The organism is Propionivibrio sp., from assembly GCF_047602565.1.
Lineage (GTDB): Bacteria > Pseudomonadota > Gammaproteobacteria > Burkholderiales > Rhodocyclaceae > Propionivibrio.
This window is the reverse complement of the sequence record NZ_JASGGX010000001.1, coordinates 2,522,115-2,537,718: the sequence shown is the minus strand read 5'-3', so window position 1 is coordinate 2,537,718 and position 15,604 is coordinate 2,522,115. Positions and strand designations below refer to the sequence as shown.

The following is a 15,604-nucleotide window of genomic DNA, read 5'->3' as shown; positions in this document are numbered from 1 at the left end:
TTGCTTCAGGCTGCATCGAGAGTAGCGAAATGAAGCGGCTGATTTCGGCCGAATCGGGCTAAACTTCTCCCTTTGCCAACTTGTGCCCGATTGCGTCGTCATCCCATGCGTCTTTTCCGCCTCGCCAAGATCTTCAGCGTCGCCCATCGCCACGGCATCGACGAGATCATCGTCGAGCACGAGCCGACCGGCAAGCTGGCGGCGCTGTGCCGCTTCCTGCATCTCTGGCGGCGCAACGACGATACGGAGGCGGTGCGCCTGCGGCGTTTCCTGGAGGATCTGGGGCCGATCTTCGTCAAGTTCGGCCAGGTGCTGTCGACGCGCCGCGACCTGCTGCCGCTCGACATCGCCGACGAGCTGGCGAAGCTGCAGGACCGCGTGCCGCCGTTCCCGGCGCGACTGGTCCATACGCAGATCGAGGCGGCCTACGGCCGGCCGGCCGCCCAGGTCTTCGCCGAGTTCGACGAGACGCCGGTGGCCAGCGCCTCGGTGGCGCAGGTCCATTTCGCCCGGCTGCACCCGGAACACGGCGGGCACGAGGTGGCGGTCAAGATCCTGCGCCCGAACATGGGCGGGATCATCGCCCACGATCTGGCGCTGCTCGACACCCTGGCCGGCGTGCTCGAAACCCTGTGGTCCGACGGCAAGCGGCTGAAGCCGCGCGAAGTCGTCGCCGAATTCGCCAAGTACCTGTACGACGAGCTCGACCTGATGCGCGAGGCGGCCAACGCCTCGCAGCTGCGGCGCAACTTCAAGGACTCGAAGCTGTTGCTGGTGCCGGAGGTTTACTGGGATTTCTGCAGCACCACGGTGATGGTCATGGACCGCATGCACGGCATCCCGATCAGCCACAACGACGCGCTGGTGGCCGCCGGCATCAGCCTCACCGAGCTGTCGCGCGCGGGCGTGGAGATTTTCTTCACGCAGGTCTTCCGGGACGGCTTCTTCCACGCCGACATGCATCCCGGCAACATCTTCGTGGCCGTGGACGGCGCCAACAAGGGCAAGTACATCGCGCTCGACCTGGGCATCGTCGGCACGCTGACCGATACCGACAAGAACTATCTGGCGCAGAACTTCCTGGCCTTCTTCCAGCGCGACTACAAGCGCGTGGCCGAGGCGCATGTCGAGGCCGGCTGGGCGCCGCCGGACACGCGCGTGGACGAGTTCGAGGCGGCGATCCGCGCGGTCTGCGAGCCGATCTTCGACCGGCCGCTGCACGAAATCTCCTTCGGCAAGGTGCTGCTGCGCCTGTTCCAGACCTCGCGCCGCTTCAACGTCCAGATCCAGCCGCAGCTGGTGATGCTGCAGAAGACGCTGCTCAACGTCGAAGGCCTGGGCCGCCAGCTCGATCCGAATCTCGACCTGTGGAAGACCGCCAAGCCCTTCCTCGAACGCTGGATGAGCGAACAGCTCGGCTGGCGGGCGCTGCTGCGCGGCATCAAGGAGGAGTCGCCCGGCTGGGCGCGCGCCCTGCCGCAGATGCCGCGCCTGGTGCATCACGCGCTGCGGCGGGAAGGCGCTGCGCAGCTCGCGCCGCTCCTCGCCGAACTGGCCGCCGGCCAGCGCCGCCAGAACCGCCTGCTGGCGCTGATCACCGTGCTGCTGCTGGTCTGGCTGGCCGTCCAGTATTTTTGATTCCTGCCACGGCGGGCCGCGGAACCCGAGGTTGCTGTCCGGTTTCCGTCGTGCCGTTGTGGTTAATGTTTTTGTAAATCGATGTCCGCCCTACTCAATCCTCCCCAGCGTGAAGCCATCCGCTACCTCGACGGCCCCCTGCTGGTCCTGGCCGGCGCCGGTTCCGGCAAGACGCGCGTGATCACCCAGAAGATCGCCTACCTGATCTCCGACTGCGGTTTCAATCCGGCCAACATCGCGGCCATCACCTTCACCAACAAGGCCGCGCGCGAGATGCAGGAGCGCGTCGGGCAGCTGCTCCGGGAAAAACCGGCCGGACTGACCATCTCCACCTTCCACTCGCTCGGCGTGCGCATCCTGCGCGAGGAAGCCAAGGCGCTCGGCTACAAGCCGCAGTTCTCGATCTTCGACGCCACTGACTGCTACGGCATCCTGTCCGACCTGGCGGGCAGCGTGGACAAGGCGACGATCCGCCGCCTGCAGGGCCTGATCTCCGGCTGGAAGAACGCGCTGGTGACGCCCGACCAAGCGCGCAAGCACGCCGCCAACGATACCGAGAAGCTCGCCGCGCAGGCCTACGCCAGCTACGCGGCGACGTTGAAGGCCTACCAGGCCGTCGATTTCGACGACCTGATCGTGCTGCCGGTCGAGCTGTTCCGCGCGCATCCCAAGGTGCTCGACAAATGGCAGAACCGCCTGCGCTACCTGCTGGTCGACGAGTACCAGGACACCAACGCCTGCCAGTACCAGCTGCTCCGCCTGCTGGCCGGGCCGCGCGCGGCGTTCACCGCGGTCGGCGACGACGACCAGGCGATCTACGGCTGGCGCGGGGCGGACGTCGAAAACCTGCGCGGCCTGCCGCGCGACTATCCCAACCTCAAGCTGATCAAGCTGGAGCAGAACTACCGCTCGACGGTGCGCATCCTCAAGGCCGCCAACACGCTGATCGCGCACAACGAAAAGCTGTTCGACAAGAAACTGTGGTCCGAGCTCGGACAGGGCGACCCGATCAGCGTGAGCGCGTACCGGGACAACGAGAAGGAAGCCGAGCAGGTGGTGATGAAGCTGCAGGCGCACCGCTTCGAGCACCGCGCCAAGTTTTCCGACTACGCCATCCTCTACCGCGGCAACTTCCAGGCGCGCGCGCTGGAACAGCACCTGCGCGACCAGAAGGTGCCCTACCTGATCTCGGGCGGGCAGTCGTTCTTCGACAAGGCCGAGATCAAGGACATCACCGCCTACCTGCGCCTCTTGGCCAACAACGACGACGATCCGGCCTTCATCCGCGCGGTCACCACGCCCAAGCGCGGGGTCGGCGGCTCCACGCTGGAGGCGCTCGGCAAGTACGCCGGCGAACGGCACCTGTCGCTGTTCGCCGCAGCGTCCGAGGAAGGCTTCGCGCATCGCGTGCAGCCGCGCCAGCTCGCGCCGCTGCTCGATTTCTGCCGTTTCATCGGACGCTGCGAAAACCGCGCCGCCCGCGAACCGGCCGGCCAGGTGATCGAGGACATGCTGTCGGCGATCGGCTACGAGGCCTGGCTGTACGGCGAGGAAGAGCGGCGTACCGCGCAGACGCGCTGGGAGAACGTGCAGGAACTGAAGAACTGGCTGACGCAGAAGGGCGAGGAGGACAAGAAGACCCTGCTCGAACTCACCCAGATGATCGCGCTGATCAACATGCTGGAGAAGCAGGAGGACGGCAAGCGGCCCGACGCCGTGCAGCTGTTGACCCTGCACGCGGCCAAGGGGCTGGAATTCAAGCACGTCTTCCTGATCGGCGTCGAGGAAGGTGTGCTGCCGCACCGCGAATCGCAGGACCCGGTCAAGCTCGAAGAGGAACGCCGGTTGATGTACGTCGGCATCACCCGCGCGCAGCGTTCGCTGCACCTGAGCTACGCCGAGAAGCGCAAGCAGGGCCGCGAGCTGATCCCCTGCGAGCCCTCGCGCTTCATCGCCGAGATGGGCAAGGACGACCTGCGCTTCTCCGGCGGCAAGGCCGACGCCGCGCCGGACAAGGCCACCGGCGCCGCCCGCCTGGCGGCGATGCGGGCGATGCTGGCGGGCAAGTGATCCCGCGCTCCTGATTCGCGTACTGGCCGCCGTCCTGGCGGCGTGAAGCCGGCTGTGCGGCATCGCGCCGTCGGCGCCGGGTTTTGGCGCCTGCCGCCGGAAGAAGCCGACCCGCATTCTCCAAACGTCTCACGCCGGCCGGCGCGAACACCGGCCGATCGATCCCTTCGTCCGCATTTTCCCCGCCCCGGCGCCTCCGATAAAACCCCCGTTGCGGCGAAAGCCACTGTGCCGACATGTCCGTGACATGTGCACCGCCTGCGCTTTGTTGTGCGTTAAACGCATGAATATTTCCATTACATTCCATAAATGAATGATCTATTGAAGATTTGTCATTTGCATTTTTATTAACATACTGTAATTATTGAATTGTTTTCTGGTGTGTTCTAATTTTTCATGGAAATATATTCTTTTATCGCACTATATTTTCCTTACTTTTGCGTAGTTGGTTCAAAATTCGCGATTGAACACTTGAATCAGAAAGGCTTCTCGATACATGGACAACATCACCGCCGTGCTCGGCGTCATCGGTTCCGACTGCCACGCGGTCGGCAACAAGATCCTGGAACACGCGCTGGGCCACGAAGGCATCAAGGTCGTCAATCTCGGGGTCATGGTCAGCCAGGACGAATTCATCGACGCGGCCATCGAAACGGGCGCGCAGGCGATCCTGGTCTCGTCGATCTACGGGCACGGTGAAATCGACTGCGACGGTCTGCGCGGGCGCTGCCTGGAGCGCGGGCTGGACGGCGTCTTGCTGTACGTCGGCGGCAATCTGGTGATCGGTAAGCGCGATTTCGCCGAGGTCGAAGCCTTGTTCAAGGGCATGGGCTACGACCGGGTGTTTCCGCCCACGGTCGAGCTGCCCCACGTCGCCGAATGCCTGAAACGGGACGTCGCGGCGCGCTCATGATCGCCGTGGCCATCGACATCGGCTCGACCTGGACCAAGGGCGCGGCGTTCCGGGTCGACGGCGACGCGGTGGAGATTCTCGAACGGGCCGCGCGTCCGACCACGCCCGGCAACCTCTCCGAAGGCTTCTTCGCGGTCCTGGAGAGCGTGGCCCGGCCGGGTGCGGAGGACGCGGCGCTGCACTACTCCTCCTCCGCCAAGGGCGGGCTGGCCGTCGCGGCCGTCGGGCTGGTCCCGGAGATGACCGTGGAGATCGGCCGGATCGCCGCGCAGTCGGCCGGCGCCAAGCTGACCCGGGCGTTCTCGTTCCACCTCACCCGCCAGGACATCGCCGAGCTCGAAGCCTCGCCGCCGGACATCCTGCTGTTCGCCGGCGGCACCGACGGAGGCAACACCAATTACGTGCTGGCCAACGCCGCGGCGATCGGCCGTTCGGCGATCGACTGCGAGATCGTCTATGCCGGCAACCGCGCGGCAGCCGACGAGGTGGCGGCGCTGCTGGCCGGCAAGCGCCTGCGCGTGGTCGACAATCTGATGCCCGTGTTCAACGAGCCGAACCCCGATCCGGCGCGCGACGCGATCCGCGCGATCTTTCTCGAAACGATCGTCAAGGGCAAGGGCCTCGACCGGATCATGACGGCGACCGGCGCCGCGCCGGTGCCCACGCCGTTCGCCATGCTCGAATACACGCGCGCCATCCATGAATACGCGCCGGGCTGGGACAGCTTCATCGTGCTCGACATGGGCGGCGCCACGACCGACGTGTACTCGGTGCACCAGGAACTGCCCGAACCCGGCACGATCCTGCGCGGACTGCCGGAGCCGGAAGTGAAGCGCACCGTCGAGGGCGATCTGGGCATGCGCGTTTCGGCGGCCACGGCGGTGGAGGCCGGCGGCGCGCCGTCCGGCGCCGAGGCCGGCGACGGCGGGCGGGACGCGCTGCGGGCGTACGCCGGACGGCTCGCCGCCCGGCCGGAATTCCTGCCGGCCTCGCCCGACGAGGAACAACTGGATGCGGCCCTGGCCGGCCTCTGCGTCGGCCACGCCTGCGCGCGTCATGTCGGCCGCCTGGCGAAGGTGTACACGCCGGACGGCGAAGTCGGCGTGCAGACCGGGCGCGATCTCAGGAAGGTGGCGCGGGTGATCGGTTCCGGCGGCTGGCTGTCGCGCGCCGCCGGCTTCGATCCGGCGCCGTGGTTCGCCCGCCAGCCGGTGGACGCGCGCGGCCGCGCCGTGCTGTTTCCGCGGCGGTTCACCTATTACCGGGACGAAGCCGGCCTGTTTCCCCTGCTGGCCAATCTGGCGCGCGCGCATCCCCGGGCGGCGGCGCTGGCCGGCGTTCGCATGCTGAAGAACTGATGACTCTGGAGCCGTAATGGAATTGAAGAACGAAAAGATGACGATGGACACCTTCCTTCGGGAACGCGAGGACGTCGTGCGGACCTGGCCGACCGGCCAGGACGTTGACTTTGAGGAAGGCGTGCGCTACCAACTGGCGCTGCCGGAGAGCAAGCGCTTCTCCAGCGCGCTGGCCGCCGCGGAACGCGAGGGCAGGACGCTGCGCCAGCCACGCGCCGGCGTGGCGCTGGTTGACGAGCACATCCGGCTGCTGCAGTTCCTCGAACCGTCGTGCGACCTGCTGCCGTCGACCATCGACGCCTACACCCGCCTCAACCACTACGAGAAGGCCGCCGAGGGCATCGCCCGCTCGGTCGAGGCCGGGACCTCGCTGCTCAACGGCTTCCCCGCCGTGAACCACGGCCTGGCCGAGTGCCGGCGCGTGGTCGAGGCGCTGACGAAGCCGGTGCAGGTGCGCCACGGCACGCCGGACGCCCGCCTGCTCGCCGAGATCACGCTGGCCGCGGGGTTCACCGCCTACGAGGGCGGCGGCATCTCGTACAACATTCCCTACGCCAAGAAGGTGCCGCTCGATCTCTCGATCCGCCACTGGCAGTACTGCGACCGCCTCGTCGGCCTCTACGAGGAGCGCGGCGTGCGCATCAACCGCGAACCCTTCGGTCCGCTCTCCGGCACGCTGGTGCCGCCCTTCGTCTCGCACTGCGTGGCGATCATCGAGGGCCTGCTGGCGCTCGAACAGGGCTGCAAGTGCATCACGCTCGGCTACGGCCAGGCGGGCAACATCGTGCAGGACATCGCGGCGATCCGCTCGCTGCGCGAACTCGGCCACGAGTTCTTCCGCGCCGCCGGCCACGACGACTACGCGCTGTCCACCGTCTTCCACCAATGGATGGGCGGCTTCCCGGAAAACGAGGCGATGGCCTTCTCGGTGATCGCCTGGGGCAGCGCCATGGCCGCGCTCTCCGGCGCGACCAAGGTGATCGTCAAGACGCCGCACGAAGCGAGCGGCATCCCCACCAAGGAAGCCAACCGGCAAGGGCTCGACGCCACCACGCAACTGCTCAACATGGTGCGCGAGCAGGTCTTCCCGCAGAGCCCGGTGGTCGAACGCGAAATCGAGCTGATCAAGCGCGAGGTGCGCGCGGTGATGGCCAAGGTCTTCGAACTCGGCCACGGCGACGTGGCCGCCGGCGCGGTGCGCGCCTTCGAGGCCGGCGTGCTCGACGTGCCCTTCGCGCCGGCCACGTGCAACGCCGGCAAGCTGATGCCGGTGCGCGACAACGAGGGCGCCGTGCGCATCTTCGAACCCGGCCGCGTGCCGCTGCCGGACGACGTGATGGCCTATCACCAGGAGAAGATCGCCGAGCGCGCCAGGGCCGAGAACCGGGCCCCCGTCTTCCAGATGGTGGTGGACGACATTTACGCCATTTCCAAGAGCAAACTGATCGGGAGACCGCGATGAAAATTGTTCAGGCCCATTTCGTTCCGGGCTATTCCTCTTTCTATTTCGACGACCAGCAGGCCATCAAGAAGGGCGCCGGGCAGGACGGCTTCGTCTATGTCGGCCAGGCCGTCACCGCGGGCTTCCGCGACATCCGCCAGGCCGGCGAATGCGTGTCGGTGCTGCTGGTGCTGGAGAACGGCGCCGTCGCCGTCGGCGATTGCGCCGCCGTGCAGTACTCCGGCGCCGGCGGGCGCGATCCGCTGTTCCTCGGCGCCAACTTCGCGCCCTTCCTCGACAGGCACCTCGGGCCGCTGCTCGAAGGCCGGGAGGTCGACGCCTTCCTGGTCAACGCCCGCTACTTCGATACGCTCGAAATCGAGGGCCGGCGGCTGCACACGGCGATCCGCTACGGCCTGACGCAGGCGCTGCTCGACGCGGCGGCGCTGGCGCGCAACGTCACCAAGGCCGAGGTGATCCTCGACGAATACGGGCTGCCACTGGTCGCCGAGCCAGTGCCGCTGTTCGGGCAGAGCGGCGACGACCGCTACGCCGCCGTTGACAAGATGCTGCTCAAGGGCGTCGACGCGCTGCCGCACGGCCTGATCAACAATGTCCCGGACAAGCTCGGGCACAAGGGCGAGAAGCTGGAGGAGTACATCCGCTGGCTGGTGGCGCGCGTCGAGAAGCTGCGCACCCGCCCGGACTACAAACCCAGCCTGCACATCGACGTCTATGGCACGATCGGCCTGATCTTCGACCAGGACGCGGCGCGCGTGGCCGACTACGTCGCCGGGCTGGAAAAGGCCGCCGGACCGCTCGACCTGTACATCGAGGGGCCGGTCGACGCGGGCGGCAAGGAGGCGCAGATCGAGGAGCTGGACAAGATCACGCGGCGCCTCGTGCAGCTCGGGTCGCCGGTCAAGCTGGTGGCGGACGAGTGGTGCAATACCTACGAGGACATCGTCGATTTCACCGACGCGCGCTGCTGCCACATGGTGCAGATCAAGACCCCGGACCTCGGCGGCATCCACAACGTCGTCGAGTCGGTGCTGTACTGCAACCGCCAGGGCATGGAGGCGTACCAGGGCGGCACCTGCAACGAGACCGACGTCTCGGCGCGCGCCTGCGTCCACCTGGCGCTGGCCGCCCGGCCGATGCGCATGCTGGTCAAGCCCGGCATGGGCTTCGACGAAGGCATGAACATCGTCTACAACGAGATGCACCGCACGCTGGCGCTGCTCAAGGCAAGGAGAGCCTGACCATGAAACCCGAATTTAAGATCCTTTCCCCGACCGCGATTCTCGGCTACGGCTTTCCGGAAGCCAGCTTCCTGCGCGGCATGGCCGAACGGCCCGACCTCATCGCCGTCGACGGCGGCTCGACCGATCCCGGCCCGTACTACCTCGGCGCCGGCAAGGCCTTCACCGACCGCACCGGCGTCAAGCGCGACCTGCGCTACATGCTGGTCCACGGCGTCAAGGCCGGCATCCCGGTGGTGATCGGTACCGGCGGCGGCTCAGGCGCCGCGCCGCACCTCGAATGGTGCCGCCGCATCATCCTGGAAATCGCCGAGGAGGAAAAACTGAGCTTCAGGATGGCGGTGATCCCGACCGACGTCGATAAGGCGACCATCCACGCCGTGCTCGACGCCGGCCGGATCGAGCCGCTCGCGCTGGTGCCGCCGCTGACGCACGCGGCGATCGACGCCAGTCCGCACATCGTCGCCCAGGCCGGCGTCGAGCCGTTCATCCGCGCGCTGCAGGCCGGCGCGCAGGTGGTGCTGGCCGGCCGCGCCTACGACCCCGCCTGCTTCGCGGCGCTGCCGATCATGCGCGGCTACGACGAGGGCCTCGCGCTGCACTGCGGCAAGATCCTCGAATGCGCGGCGATCGCCGCCTCGCCGGGTTCCGGCTCGGACTGCGCGATGGGCATCCTGCGCGAGGACTCCTTCGTGCTCAAGGCGCTATCCGACGACCGCAAGTTCACCGCCGAATCGGCGGCGGCGCACACGCTGTACGAGAAGTCCGATCCCTACCACCTGCCCGGACCGGGCGGCGTGCTCGACCTGACCGGATGCAGCTTCACCGAGCTCGGCGACGGCACGGTCGAAGTGCGCGGCTCGCGGCACGTGCACACGCCCTACCAGGTCAAGCTGGAGGGCGCCGCGCGGGTCGGCTACCGCACCCTCTCGATCGCCGGCACGCGCGATCCGATCATGATTTCGACCATCGACGCGATCATCGACGCGGTCAAGGCGCGCGTCGCGCTGATCCTGGGCGATGCGGCGAAGGCGCGGGTGTTCTTCCACATCTACGGCAAGAACGGCGTGATGGGCGGGCTCGAACCGCTCAAGGACGCGGCCGCGCACGAGCTCGGCATCGTCATCGAAGTCCTCGCCGACACGCAGGAGGAGGCCGACACGGTCTGTTCGCTGACGCGCTCGACGCTTCTGCACTACGGCTATCCGGGCCGCGTGGCGACGGCCGGCAACCTGGCCTTCCCGTTCTCGCCGTCCGACGTGCAGGCCGGCGCCGTGTACGAGTTTTCGCTGTATCACCTGATGCCGATCGATCCGGCCACGGCCTTCCCGTTCCGTATGGAACAGGTCGGCTGAGAGGAAAGGAAACCGCCATGAAAAAGATACTCGACATCGCCCGCGTGGTCCGCTCCAAGAACTCCGGGCCCTACGAACTGGTCCTCGACGTCATGCTCAAGAACCGCGAACTGTTCGACGCGCTGCGCGCCAGCGGGCAGTTCTCGCCTGAACGGCTGGCGGCGGCCTACGGCGTGGAGCTGTCCGAAATCCGCGACATCGTCTGGTTCGAACCGGCCAACGCGGTCAAGGTGGTCATGCCGCGCCGCATCGTCTCCGGCGCGCCGGGGGATTCGGACGTTTACGGCGCGCAGCAGCATGCGCCGCTGCTCGGCATGGAATTCGACCTGTGACCGGCGGGGAGGAACGGCCATGGTGGTGATGCATGAAACGCTGATCTACGCGGTGTATTACGCGCCGCGCGGCCGTCTCCGCCTCTATCGCCTGGGACGCGACATCGCCGAACGGCACCTGTTTCCGACCGATCTGCTGGTCGGCATCATCGGCGCCGAGGGGGCCGGCAAATCGACGCTGATTCGCGGCGTCTTCCCCGGCCTGGAGCTGACCAACGACGACGAAGGCATCAACCTGCGCGCGGCGCCGCTCTTCGATTTCGACGAGGCCGACCGTTTCGGCCCGCACACCTATCACATCGACGTGCGCTACGAGCAGGCCTTCCACCAGCTCTGGGAAATCGCCGAGGCGGTCGCCACGGCCATCCGCCACCGGCGGCGCGTGGTCGTCGAGCATTTCGACCTGCTCTACCCGCACCTCAATTTCAACGCGCAGGTCATTCTCGGCATCGGCGAGGAGGTCGTCGTCGCCCGGCCCAACGTCTTCGGCCCGCATCCCGAGACCATCCGGGAAATCGTCTACCGCACGGTGAAGTTCCGCAAGATGGCGCATTCGGCCGAGGACATCACCAGCCTGATCCTGTCCAGGCAGTACGGTTACCCGATCCCCGACCTGCATTCCGACGTCAAGCACGGCTTCGTGATCGGCTTCGCCGACCCGCCCGCCATCGACCTGAAGAAGCTGGAAGCCGACGTCCTCGACTACATCCGCCGCGACCTGCCCATCATGCCGGCCGACGAGGAGCACATCCGCATCGGCGACGAAGTCATGGAATGCACCGGGATTCGCACGCACATGAAATCGACCGGCGAAATCGAATCCTTCCGCTTGCTGCCCGAGCTGCGCTTCGATCCGATCGATCAGCGGCACCTGCTGGTCGGCGTGGTCGGCGACGCCCGCGAGGAACCGGGCTTCGACCGGATCTTGAAGATCGTCGGCTAGCGTCCCGCTCAGCGGCGCTTGCCCGTCGCCGTGTCGAAGTGGTGCAGGCGGTCCGGGCGCGGCGTGACGTGGATGGTGCTGCCCAGCGCCGGCGCGGGGAATCCCTCGTCGGTGCGGATGATCACCAGTTCGCCGCCTTCGCCGTGCTGCCAGCGGCCGTAGACCAGGCGTTCGGCGCCGAGGGTTTCCAGCGCGTTGACGGTCAGGGCCCAGCCGTCCGGGGTGATGTCGAGGTGTTCCGGGCGTACGCCGACGGTCACGCCGGGCTCGGCGTCGGGAGCGTTGCGGATCAGGTTCATCGGCGGCGAGCCGATGAAAGTGGCGACGAAGGTGGTGGCCGGGCGGGCGTAGACTTCCTCCGGCGTGCCGAACTGCTCCATCACGCCGGCGTTCATCACGATCATCCGCTGCGCCAGCGTCATCGCCTCGACCTGGTCGTGGGTGACGAACAGCGAGGTGATGCCGAGCTCGCGGTGCAGCTTCTGGATTTCCAGGCGCGTATGCGCGCGCAGCTTGGCGTCGAGGTTGGAGAGCGGCTCGTCGAACAGGAACACCTGCGGCTGGCGCACGATGGCGCGGCCCATGGCCACCCGCTGCCGCTGGCCGCCGGAGAGCTCGCGCGGCTTGCGCGCGAGGTACGGCCCGAGTTCGAGGATCTTGGCCGCCTTGTCCACCCGCTGGCGGATCTCCTCCATCGGCACTTTGGCGATCTTCAGGCCGTAGGCCATGTTGTCGAACACGCTCATGTGCGGGTACAGCGCGTAGTTCTGGAAGACCATGGCGATGTCGCGCTCGGACGGTTCGAGGTCGTTGACCACGCGGCCGCCGATCGAGATCTGGCCCTCGGTGATCTCCTCCAGCCCCGCCACCATGCGCAGCAGCGTCGACTTGCCGCAGCCCGACGGACCGACGATGACGATGAATTCACCGTCGGCGATCTCGGCATTGACGCCGTGAATGACCTTGTTGACGGTTTTCCTGCCGATGCCGTAGTAGCACTTGACGACGTTCTTGAGGGTTATCGAAGCCATTATTTTTCCGTATCCACCAGACCTTTGACGAACCACTTCTGCATCAGGATGACGACCATCGCCGGCGGGATCATGGCCATCATCGCGGTGGCCATGACCACGTTCCACTGCATCTCCGAGTCGCCGCCCGAGATCATGCGCTTGATGCCGATCACCACCGGGTACATGCTCTCGTTGGTGGTCACCAGCAGCGGCCAGAGATACTGGTTCCAGCCGTAGATGAACTGGATCACGAACAGCGCGGCGATCGAGGTCATCGACAGCGGCAGCAGCACGTCCCTGAAGAAGCGCATCGGGCCGGCGCCGTCCATGCGCGCCGCCTCGACGAGTTCCTCGGGCACGGTCAGGAAAAACTGGCGGAACAGGAAGGTGGCGGTCGCCGAGGCGATCAGCGGGACGGTCAGCCCGGCGTAGGTGTCGAGCATGCCGAAGTCGGCGACGACCTTGTAGGTCGGGCCGATGCGCACTTCGACGGGGAGCATCAGGGTGATGAAGATCGCCCAGAAGACGAAGTTGCGGAACGGGAAGCGGAAATAGACGATGGCGAACGCCGAGAGCAGCGAGATGGCGATCTTGCCCAGCGCGATGATCAGCGCCGAGATCAGGCTCACCGTCATCATGCGCGCGACGGGCGCCTTGGCGCCGGCGCCGGTGCCGGCGCCGTACCAAGCGTCGAGGTAGTTCTGCACCATGTGGTGGCCGGGCAGCAGCGGCATGGGCGCCTGCATCAGGTCCTGCGTGGTGTGCGTCGAAGCCACGAAGGTCAGGTACAGCGGGAAGGCGACGACCAGCACGCCGAGGATCAGGACGACGTGCGTCAGCACGGTGAGCAGGGGGCGGCGTTCAACCATGCCGCGGTCCTCCGGAACGGGTCTTCATATCAGTAGGTGACTTTCTTTTCGACGAAGCGGAATTGCACGACGGTGAGCGCGATGACGATGACCATCAGCACCACGGACTGCGCCGCCGATCCCCCGAGGTCCATGGCCTTGAAGCCGTCGTAATACACCTTGTAAACGAGGATCGCCGTGTCCTTGCCCGGGCCGCCCTGGGTGGCCGAGTCGATGATGGCGAAGGTGTCGAAGAAGGCGTAGACGACGTTGATCACCAGCAGGAAGAAGGTGGTCGGCGAGAGCAGCGGAAAGACGATGGTCCAGAAGCGGCGCCACGGCCGCGCCCCGTCGATGGCCGCCGCCTCGATCAGCGAGCGCGGGATGCTCTGCAACCCGGCGAGGAAGAACAGGAAATTGTAGGAAATCTGCTTCCACACCGCGGCCATGACCACCAGGATCATGGCGTGCGTCCCGTCGAGCAGGTGGTTCCAGTTAATGCCGATGCTGCGCAGGCCGTAGGCCACGACGCCGACGCTCGGCGCGAACATGAACAGCCACAGCACGCCGGCGACGGCGGGCGCCACCGCGTACGGCCAGATCAGCAGCGTCTTGTAGAACAGCGCGCCCTTGACCACCCGGTCGGCATAGACCGCGAGCAGCAGCGAGAGGCTGATGCCGATCACCGAGACGCTGAGCGAGAAAATGGCGGTGGTGTAGAACGACGCGAGGTAAGTTGCGTCGTTCCACAGATTGCTGAAGTTCTCGAGGCCGACCCATTCGATCGACGTGCCGAAGGCGTCGGACTGCTGCACGGATTGCAGCAAGGCCTGCGCCGCCGGCCAGAAAAAGAACGCGCTGATGATGAACACCTGCGGCGCCACCAGCACCCAGGGCAACCACTTCGATTTGAAGACGACTCTTTTTTCGACCGCCATGACCCCGTTCCGACGTTTTTTTTCTCTTCCTGGCCTCGCTGGGACACGGCTACCCATGCAGCCGGCTTTCCCGGCATGGCGCTTGGGCCTGCGTAACCCGGCGGTCTGCCGCGAGGCGCCGGAGAAGCGCCTCGCCGCCAGTCAGCTCACTTCTTGCTGTTGGCCTTCTCGAAGCGTTCGAGCAGTTCGTTGCCGCGCTTCACGATGGCGTCGAGCCCCTCCTTCGCGGTCTTCCTGCCGGCCCAGACCTGTTCGAGTTCCTCGTCCTCGATCGTGCGGATCTGCACGTAGTTGCCGAGGCGGATGCCGCGCGACTTGTCGGTCGTCTTGCGGATCATCTGGTTCGGCGCCACCTCGGTGCCGGGGTTTTCCTTGTAGAAGCCCGACTGCTCGGTCAGCGTGAAGGCGGCCGTGGTGATCGGCAGGTAGCCGGTGCGCTTGTGGCTGGCCGACTGGATTTCCGGCTTGGAGATGAAGCTGAAGAACTCGGCGACGCCCTTGTATTCCTCCGGCTTCTTGCCGCCCATCACCCACAGGCTGGCGCCGCCGATCACCGTGTTCTGCGGCGCGCCTTCGACGTCGGCATAGTAGGGCAGGGTGGACAGGCCGAAGTTGAACTTGGCGTTCTTCTTGACGTTGCCGTAGAAGCCCGACGAGGTGGTAATCATCGCGCATTCGCCGGAAACGAACGTCGGCTCCGCCGTGTTGGCGCGGCCCTTATAGACGAACAGCCCCTGCTTGGCCATGTTGGCCAGGTTCTCGATATGGCGCACGTGCAGCGGCGAGTTGATCTTCAGGCGCGCGTCGAGGCCGGACAGCCCGTTGTTCCGGGTAGCGAACTCGACGTTGTGCCAGGCCGAGAAGCTCTCCAGCTGCGTCCAGCCCTGCCAGGCGATGGTCAGCGGGCAGGCATGGCCCGCGGCTTTCAGCTTGGCGGCGGCCTGCGCCACTTCGATCCAAGTCGTCGGCGGTTTGTCGGGATCGAGCCCGGCCGTCTTGAAGGCGTCCTTGTTGTAATAGAAAACGGTCGTCGAACTGTTGAGCGGGAAGCTCAGCATCTGTCCGTTCGGCGCGGTGTAGTAGCTGGCCACGGCCGGGATGTATACGGACGGATCGAACTTCTGCCCGGCTTCCTTCATCACTTCGCCGACCGGCTTGATCGCCTTGCCGCTGGCCATCATCGTCGCCGTGCCGACCTCGAACACCTGCAGGATGTGCGGCGCGTTGCCGGCGCGATAGGCGGCGATCGCCGCGGTCATCGATTCGTCGTACGAGCCCTTGTAGGTCGGCACGACCTTGTACTTGTTCTGGCTGGCGTTGAAGTCCTTGGCCAGATCGTTGACCCACTCGCCATTGACGGAGGTCATCGAATGCCACCATTGGATTTCGACCTGGGCCGACGCGCCCAGCGAAAAAAGTCCGGCGAATACTGCAGCAGCGATTTTGTGTCTCATGACGTCCCCAAAGATGATTACGGCTCGTTGTAATGAGCG

The 15,604-nt window shown here is 66.1% G+C and carries 13 protein-coding genes; 9 read left to right on the top strand and 4 right to left on the bottom strand.

What is annotated here, in order from left to right:
* The first annotated feature begins 105 nt into the window (after positions 1-105).
* From ubiB to QM701_RS11795, 9 genes are all read left to right on the top strand, one after another.
* Positions 106-1,638, top strand: coding sequence for a ubiquinone biosynthesis regulatory protein kinase UbiB (ubiB, locus tag QM701_RS11835; RefSeq protein WP_415167259.1), 1,533 nt, complete (start codon positions 106-108; stop codon positions 1,636-1,638).
* Between the two features lie 81 nt (positions 1,639-1,719).
* Complete coding sequence (locus tag QM701_RS11830) at positions 1,720-3,708, top strand: UvrD-helicase domain-containing protein (protein ID WP_415167258.1); 1,989 nt, start codon at positions 1,720-1,722, stop codon at positions 3,706-3,708.
* Positions 3,709-4,204: 496 nt separating this feature from the next.
* Positions 4,205-4,621, top strand: coding sequence for a methylaspartate mutase subunit S (gene glmS / locus QM701_RS11825; RefSeq protein ID WP_415167257.1), 417 nt, complete (start codon positions 4,205-4,207; stop codon positions 4,619-4,621).
* A complete protein-coding gene (locus QM701_RS11820; RefSeq protein WP_415167256.1) occupies positions 4,618-5,979 on the top strand; it encodes a glutamate mutase L in 1,362 nt (453 codons plus the stop codon). Before glmS ends, QM701_RS11820 begins: the two co-directional genes overlap by 4 nt.
* A 16-nt stretch (positions 5,980-5,995) precedes the next feature.
* Positions 5,996-7,441, top strand: coding sequence for a methylaspartate mutase subunit E (locus tag QM701_RS11815; RefSeq protein WP_415167255.1), 1,446 nt, complete (start codon positions 5,996-5,998; stop codon positions 7,439-7,441).
* Positions 7,438-8,682 (top strand): methylaspartate ammonia-lyase, encoded by a 1,245-nt coding sequence (locus QM701_RS11810; RefSeq protein ID WP_415167254.1) that lies wholly within the window; start codon positions 7,438-7,440, stop codon positions 8,680-8,682. Before QM701_RS11815 ends, QM701_RS11810 begins: the two co-directional genes overlap by 4 nt.
* 2 nt (positions 8,683-8,684) lie before the next feature.
* Complete coding sequence (locus QM701_RS11805; protein WP_415167253.1) at positions 8,685-10,037, top strand: acyclic terpene utilization AtuA family protein; 1,353 nt, start codon at positions 8,685-8,687, stop codon at positions 10,035-10,037.
* Between the two features lie 17 nt (positions 10,038-10,054).
* Positions 10,055-10,369: a DUF4387 domain-containing protein gene (locus QM701_RS11800; RefSeq protein WP_415167252.1), complete on the top strand. Its 315-nt coding sequence runs from the start codon at positions 10,055-10,057 to the stop codon at positions 10,367-10,369.
* 19 nt (positions 10,370-10,388) lie between these two features.
* Positions 10,389-11,312 carry a hypothetical protein gene (locus tag QM701_RS11795; RefSeq protein WP_415167251.1) on the top strand — a complete coding sequence of 308 codons (924 nt, stop codon included), beginning with the start codon at positions 10,389-10,391 and terminating at the stop codon, positions 11,310-11,312.
* A gap of 8 nt (positions 11,313-11,320) precedes the next feature.
* Here QM701_RS11795 and QM701_RS11790 read toward each other — a convergent pair whose 3' ends face one another.
* The 4 genes from QM701_RS11790 to ugpB form a co-directional block, all read right to left on the bottom strand.
* Entirely contained in the window at positions 11,321-12,343 is a 1,023-nt protein-coding gene (locus tag QM701_RS11790) for a sn-glycerol-3-phosphate import ATP-binding protein UgpC (protein ID WP_415167250.1), read from the bottom strand.
* The gene (gene ugpE, locus QM701_RS11785; RefSeq protein WP_415167249.1) at positions 12,343-13,194 is read right to left on the bottom strand and encodes a sn-glycerol-3-phosphate ABC transporter permease UgpE; all 852 of its coding nucleotides are present in this window, start codon (positions 13,192-13,194) and stop codon (positions 12,343-12,345) included. Before ugpE ends, QM701_RS11790 begins: the two co-directional genes overlap by 1 nt.
* A gap of 29 nt (positions 13,195-13,223) precedes the next feature.
* Positions 13,224-14,111, bottom strand: coding sequence for a sn-glycerol-3-phosphate ABC transporter permease UgpA (gene ugpA, locus QM701_RS11780; RefSeq protein WP_415167248.1), 888 nt, complete (start codon positions 14,109-14,111; stop codon positions 13,224-13,226).
* Between the two features lie 146 nt (positions 14,112-14,257).
* Positions 14,258-15,565 carry a sn-glycerol-3-phosphate ABC transporter substrate-binding protein UgpB gene (gene ugpB / locus QM701_RS11775; RefSeq protein ID WP_415167247.1) on the bottom strand — a complete coding sequence of 436 codons (1,308 nt, stop codon included), beginning with the start codon at positions 15,563-15,565 and terminating at the stop codon, positions 14,258-14,260.
* Positions 15,566-15,604 lie beyond the last annotated feature (39 nt).

Coding starts and splice junctions, on each gene's coding strand:
- ubiB (WP_415167259.1), top strand. CDS start 106: ATGCGTCTTTTCCGCCTCGCCAAGATCTTCAGCGTCGCCCATCGCCAC.
- QM701_RS11830 (WP_415167258.1), top strand. CDS start 1,720: ATGTCCGCCCTACTCAATCCTCCCCAGCGTGAAGCCATCCGCTACCTC.
- glmS (WP_415167257.1), top strand. CDS start 4,205: ATGGACAACATCACCGCCGTGCTCGGCGTCATCGGTTCCGACTGCCAC.
- QM701_RS11820 (WP_415167256.1), top strand. CDS start 4,618: ATGATCGCCGTGGCCATCGACATCGGCTCGACCTGGACCAAGGGCGCG.
- QM701_RS11815 (WP_415167255.1), top strand. CDS start 5,996: ATGGAATTGAAGAACGAAAAGATGACGATGGACACCTTCCTTCGGGAA.
- QM701_RS11810 (WP_415167254.1), top strand. CDS start 7,438: ATGAAAATTGTTCAGGCCCATTTCGTTCCGGGCTATTCCTCTTTCTAT.
- QM701_RS11805 (WP_415167253.1), top strand. CDS start 8,685: ATGAAACCCGAATTTAAGATCCTTTCCCCGACCGCGATTCTCGGCTAC.
- QM701_RS11800 (WP_415167252.1), top strand. CDS start 10,055: ATGAAAAAGATACTCGACATCGCCCGCGTGGTCCGCTCCAAGAACTCC.
- QM701_RS11795 (WP_415167251.1), top strand. CDS start 10,389: ATGGTGGTGATGCATGAAACGCTGATCTACGCGGTGTATTACGCGCCG.
- QM701_RS11790 (WP_415167250.1), bottom strand. CDS start 12,343: ATGGCTTCGATAACCCTCAAGAACGTCGTCAAGTGCTACTACGGCATC.
- ugpE (WP_415167249.1), bottom strand. CDS start 13,194: ATGGTTGAACGCCGCCCCCTGCTCACCGTGCTGACGCACGTCGTCCTG.
- ugpA (WP_415167248.1), bottom strand. CDS start 14,111: ATGGCGGTCGAAAAAAGAGTCGTCTTCAAATCGAAGTGGTTGCCCTGG.
- ugpB (WP_415167247.1), bottom strand. CDS start 15,565: ATGAGACACAAAATCGCTGCTGCAGTATTCGCCGGACTTTTTTCGCTG.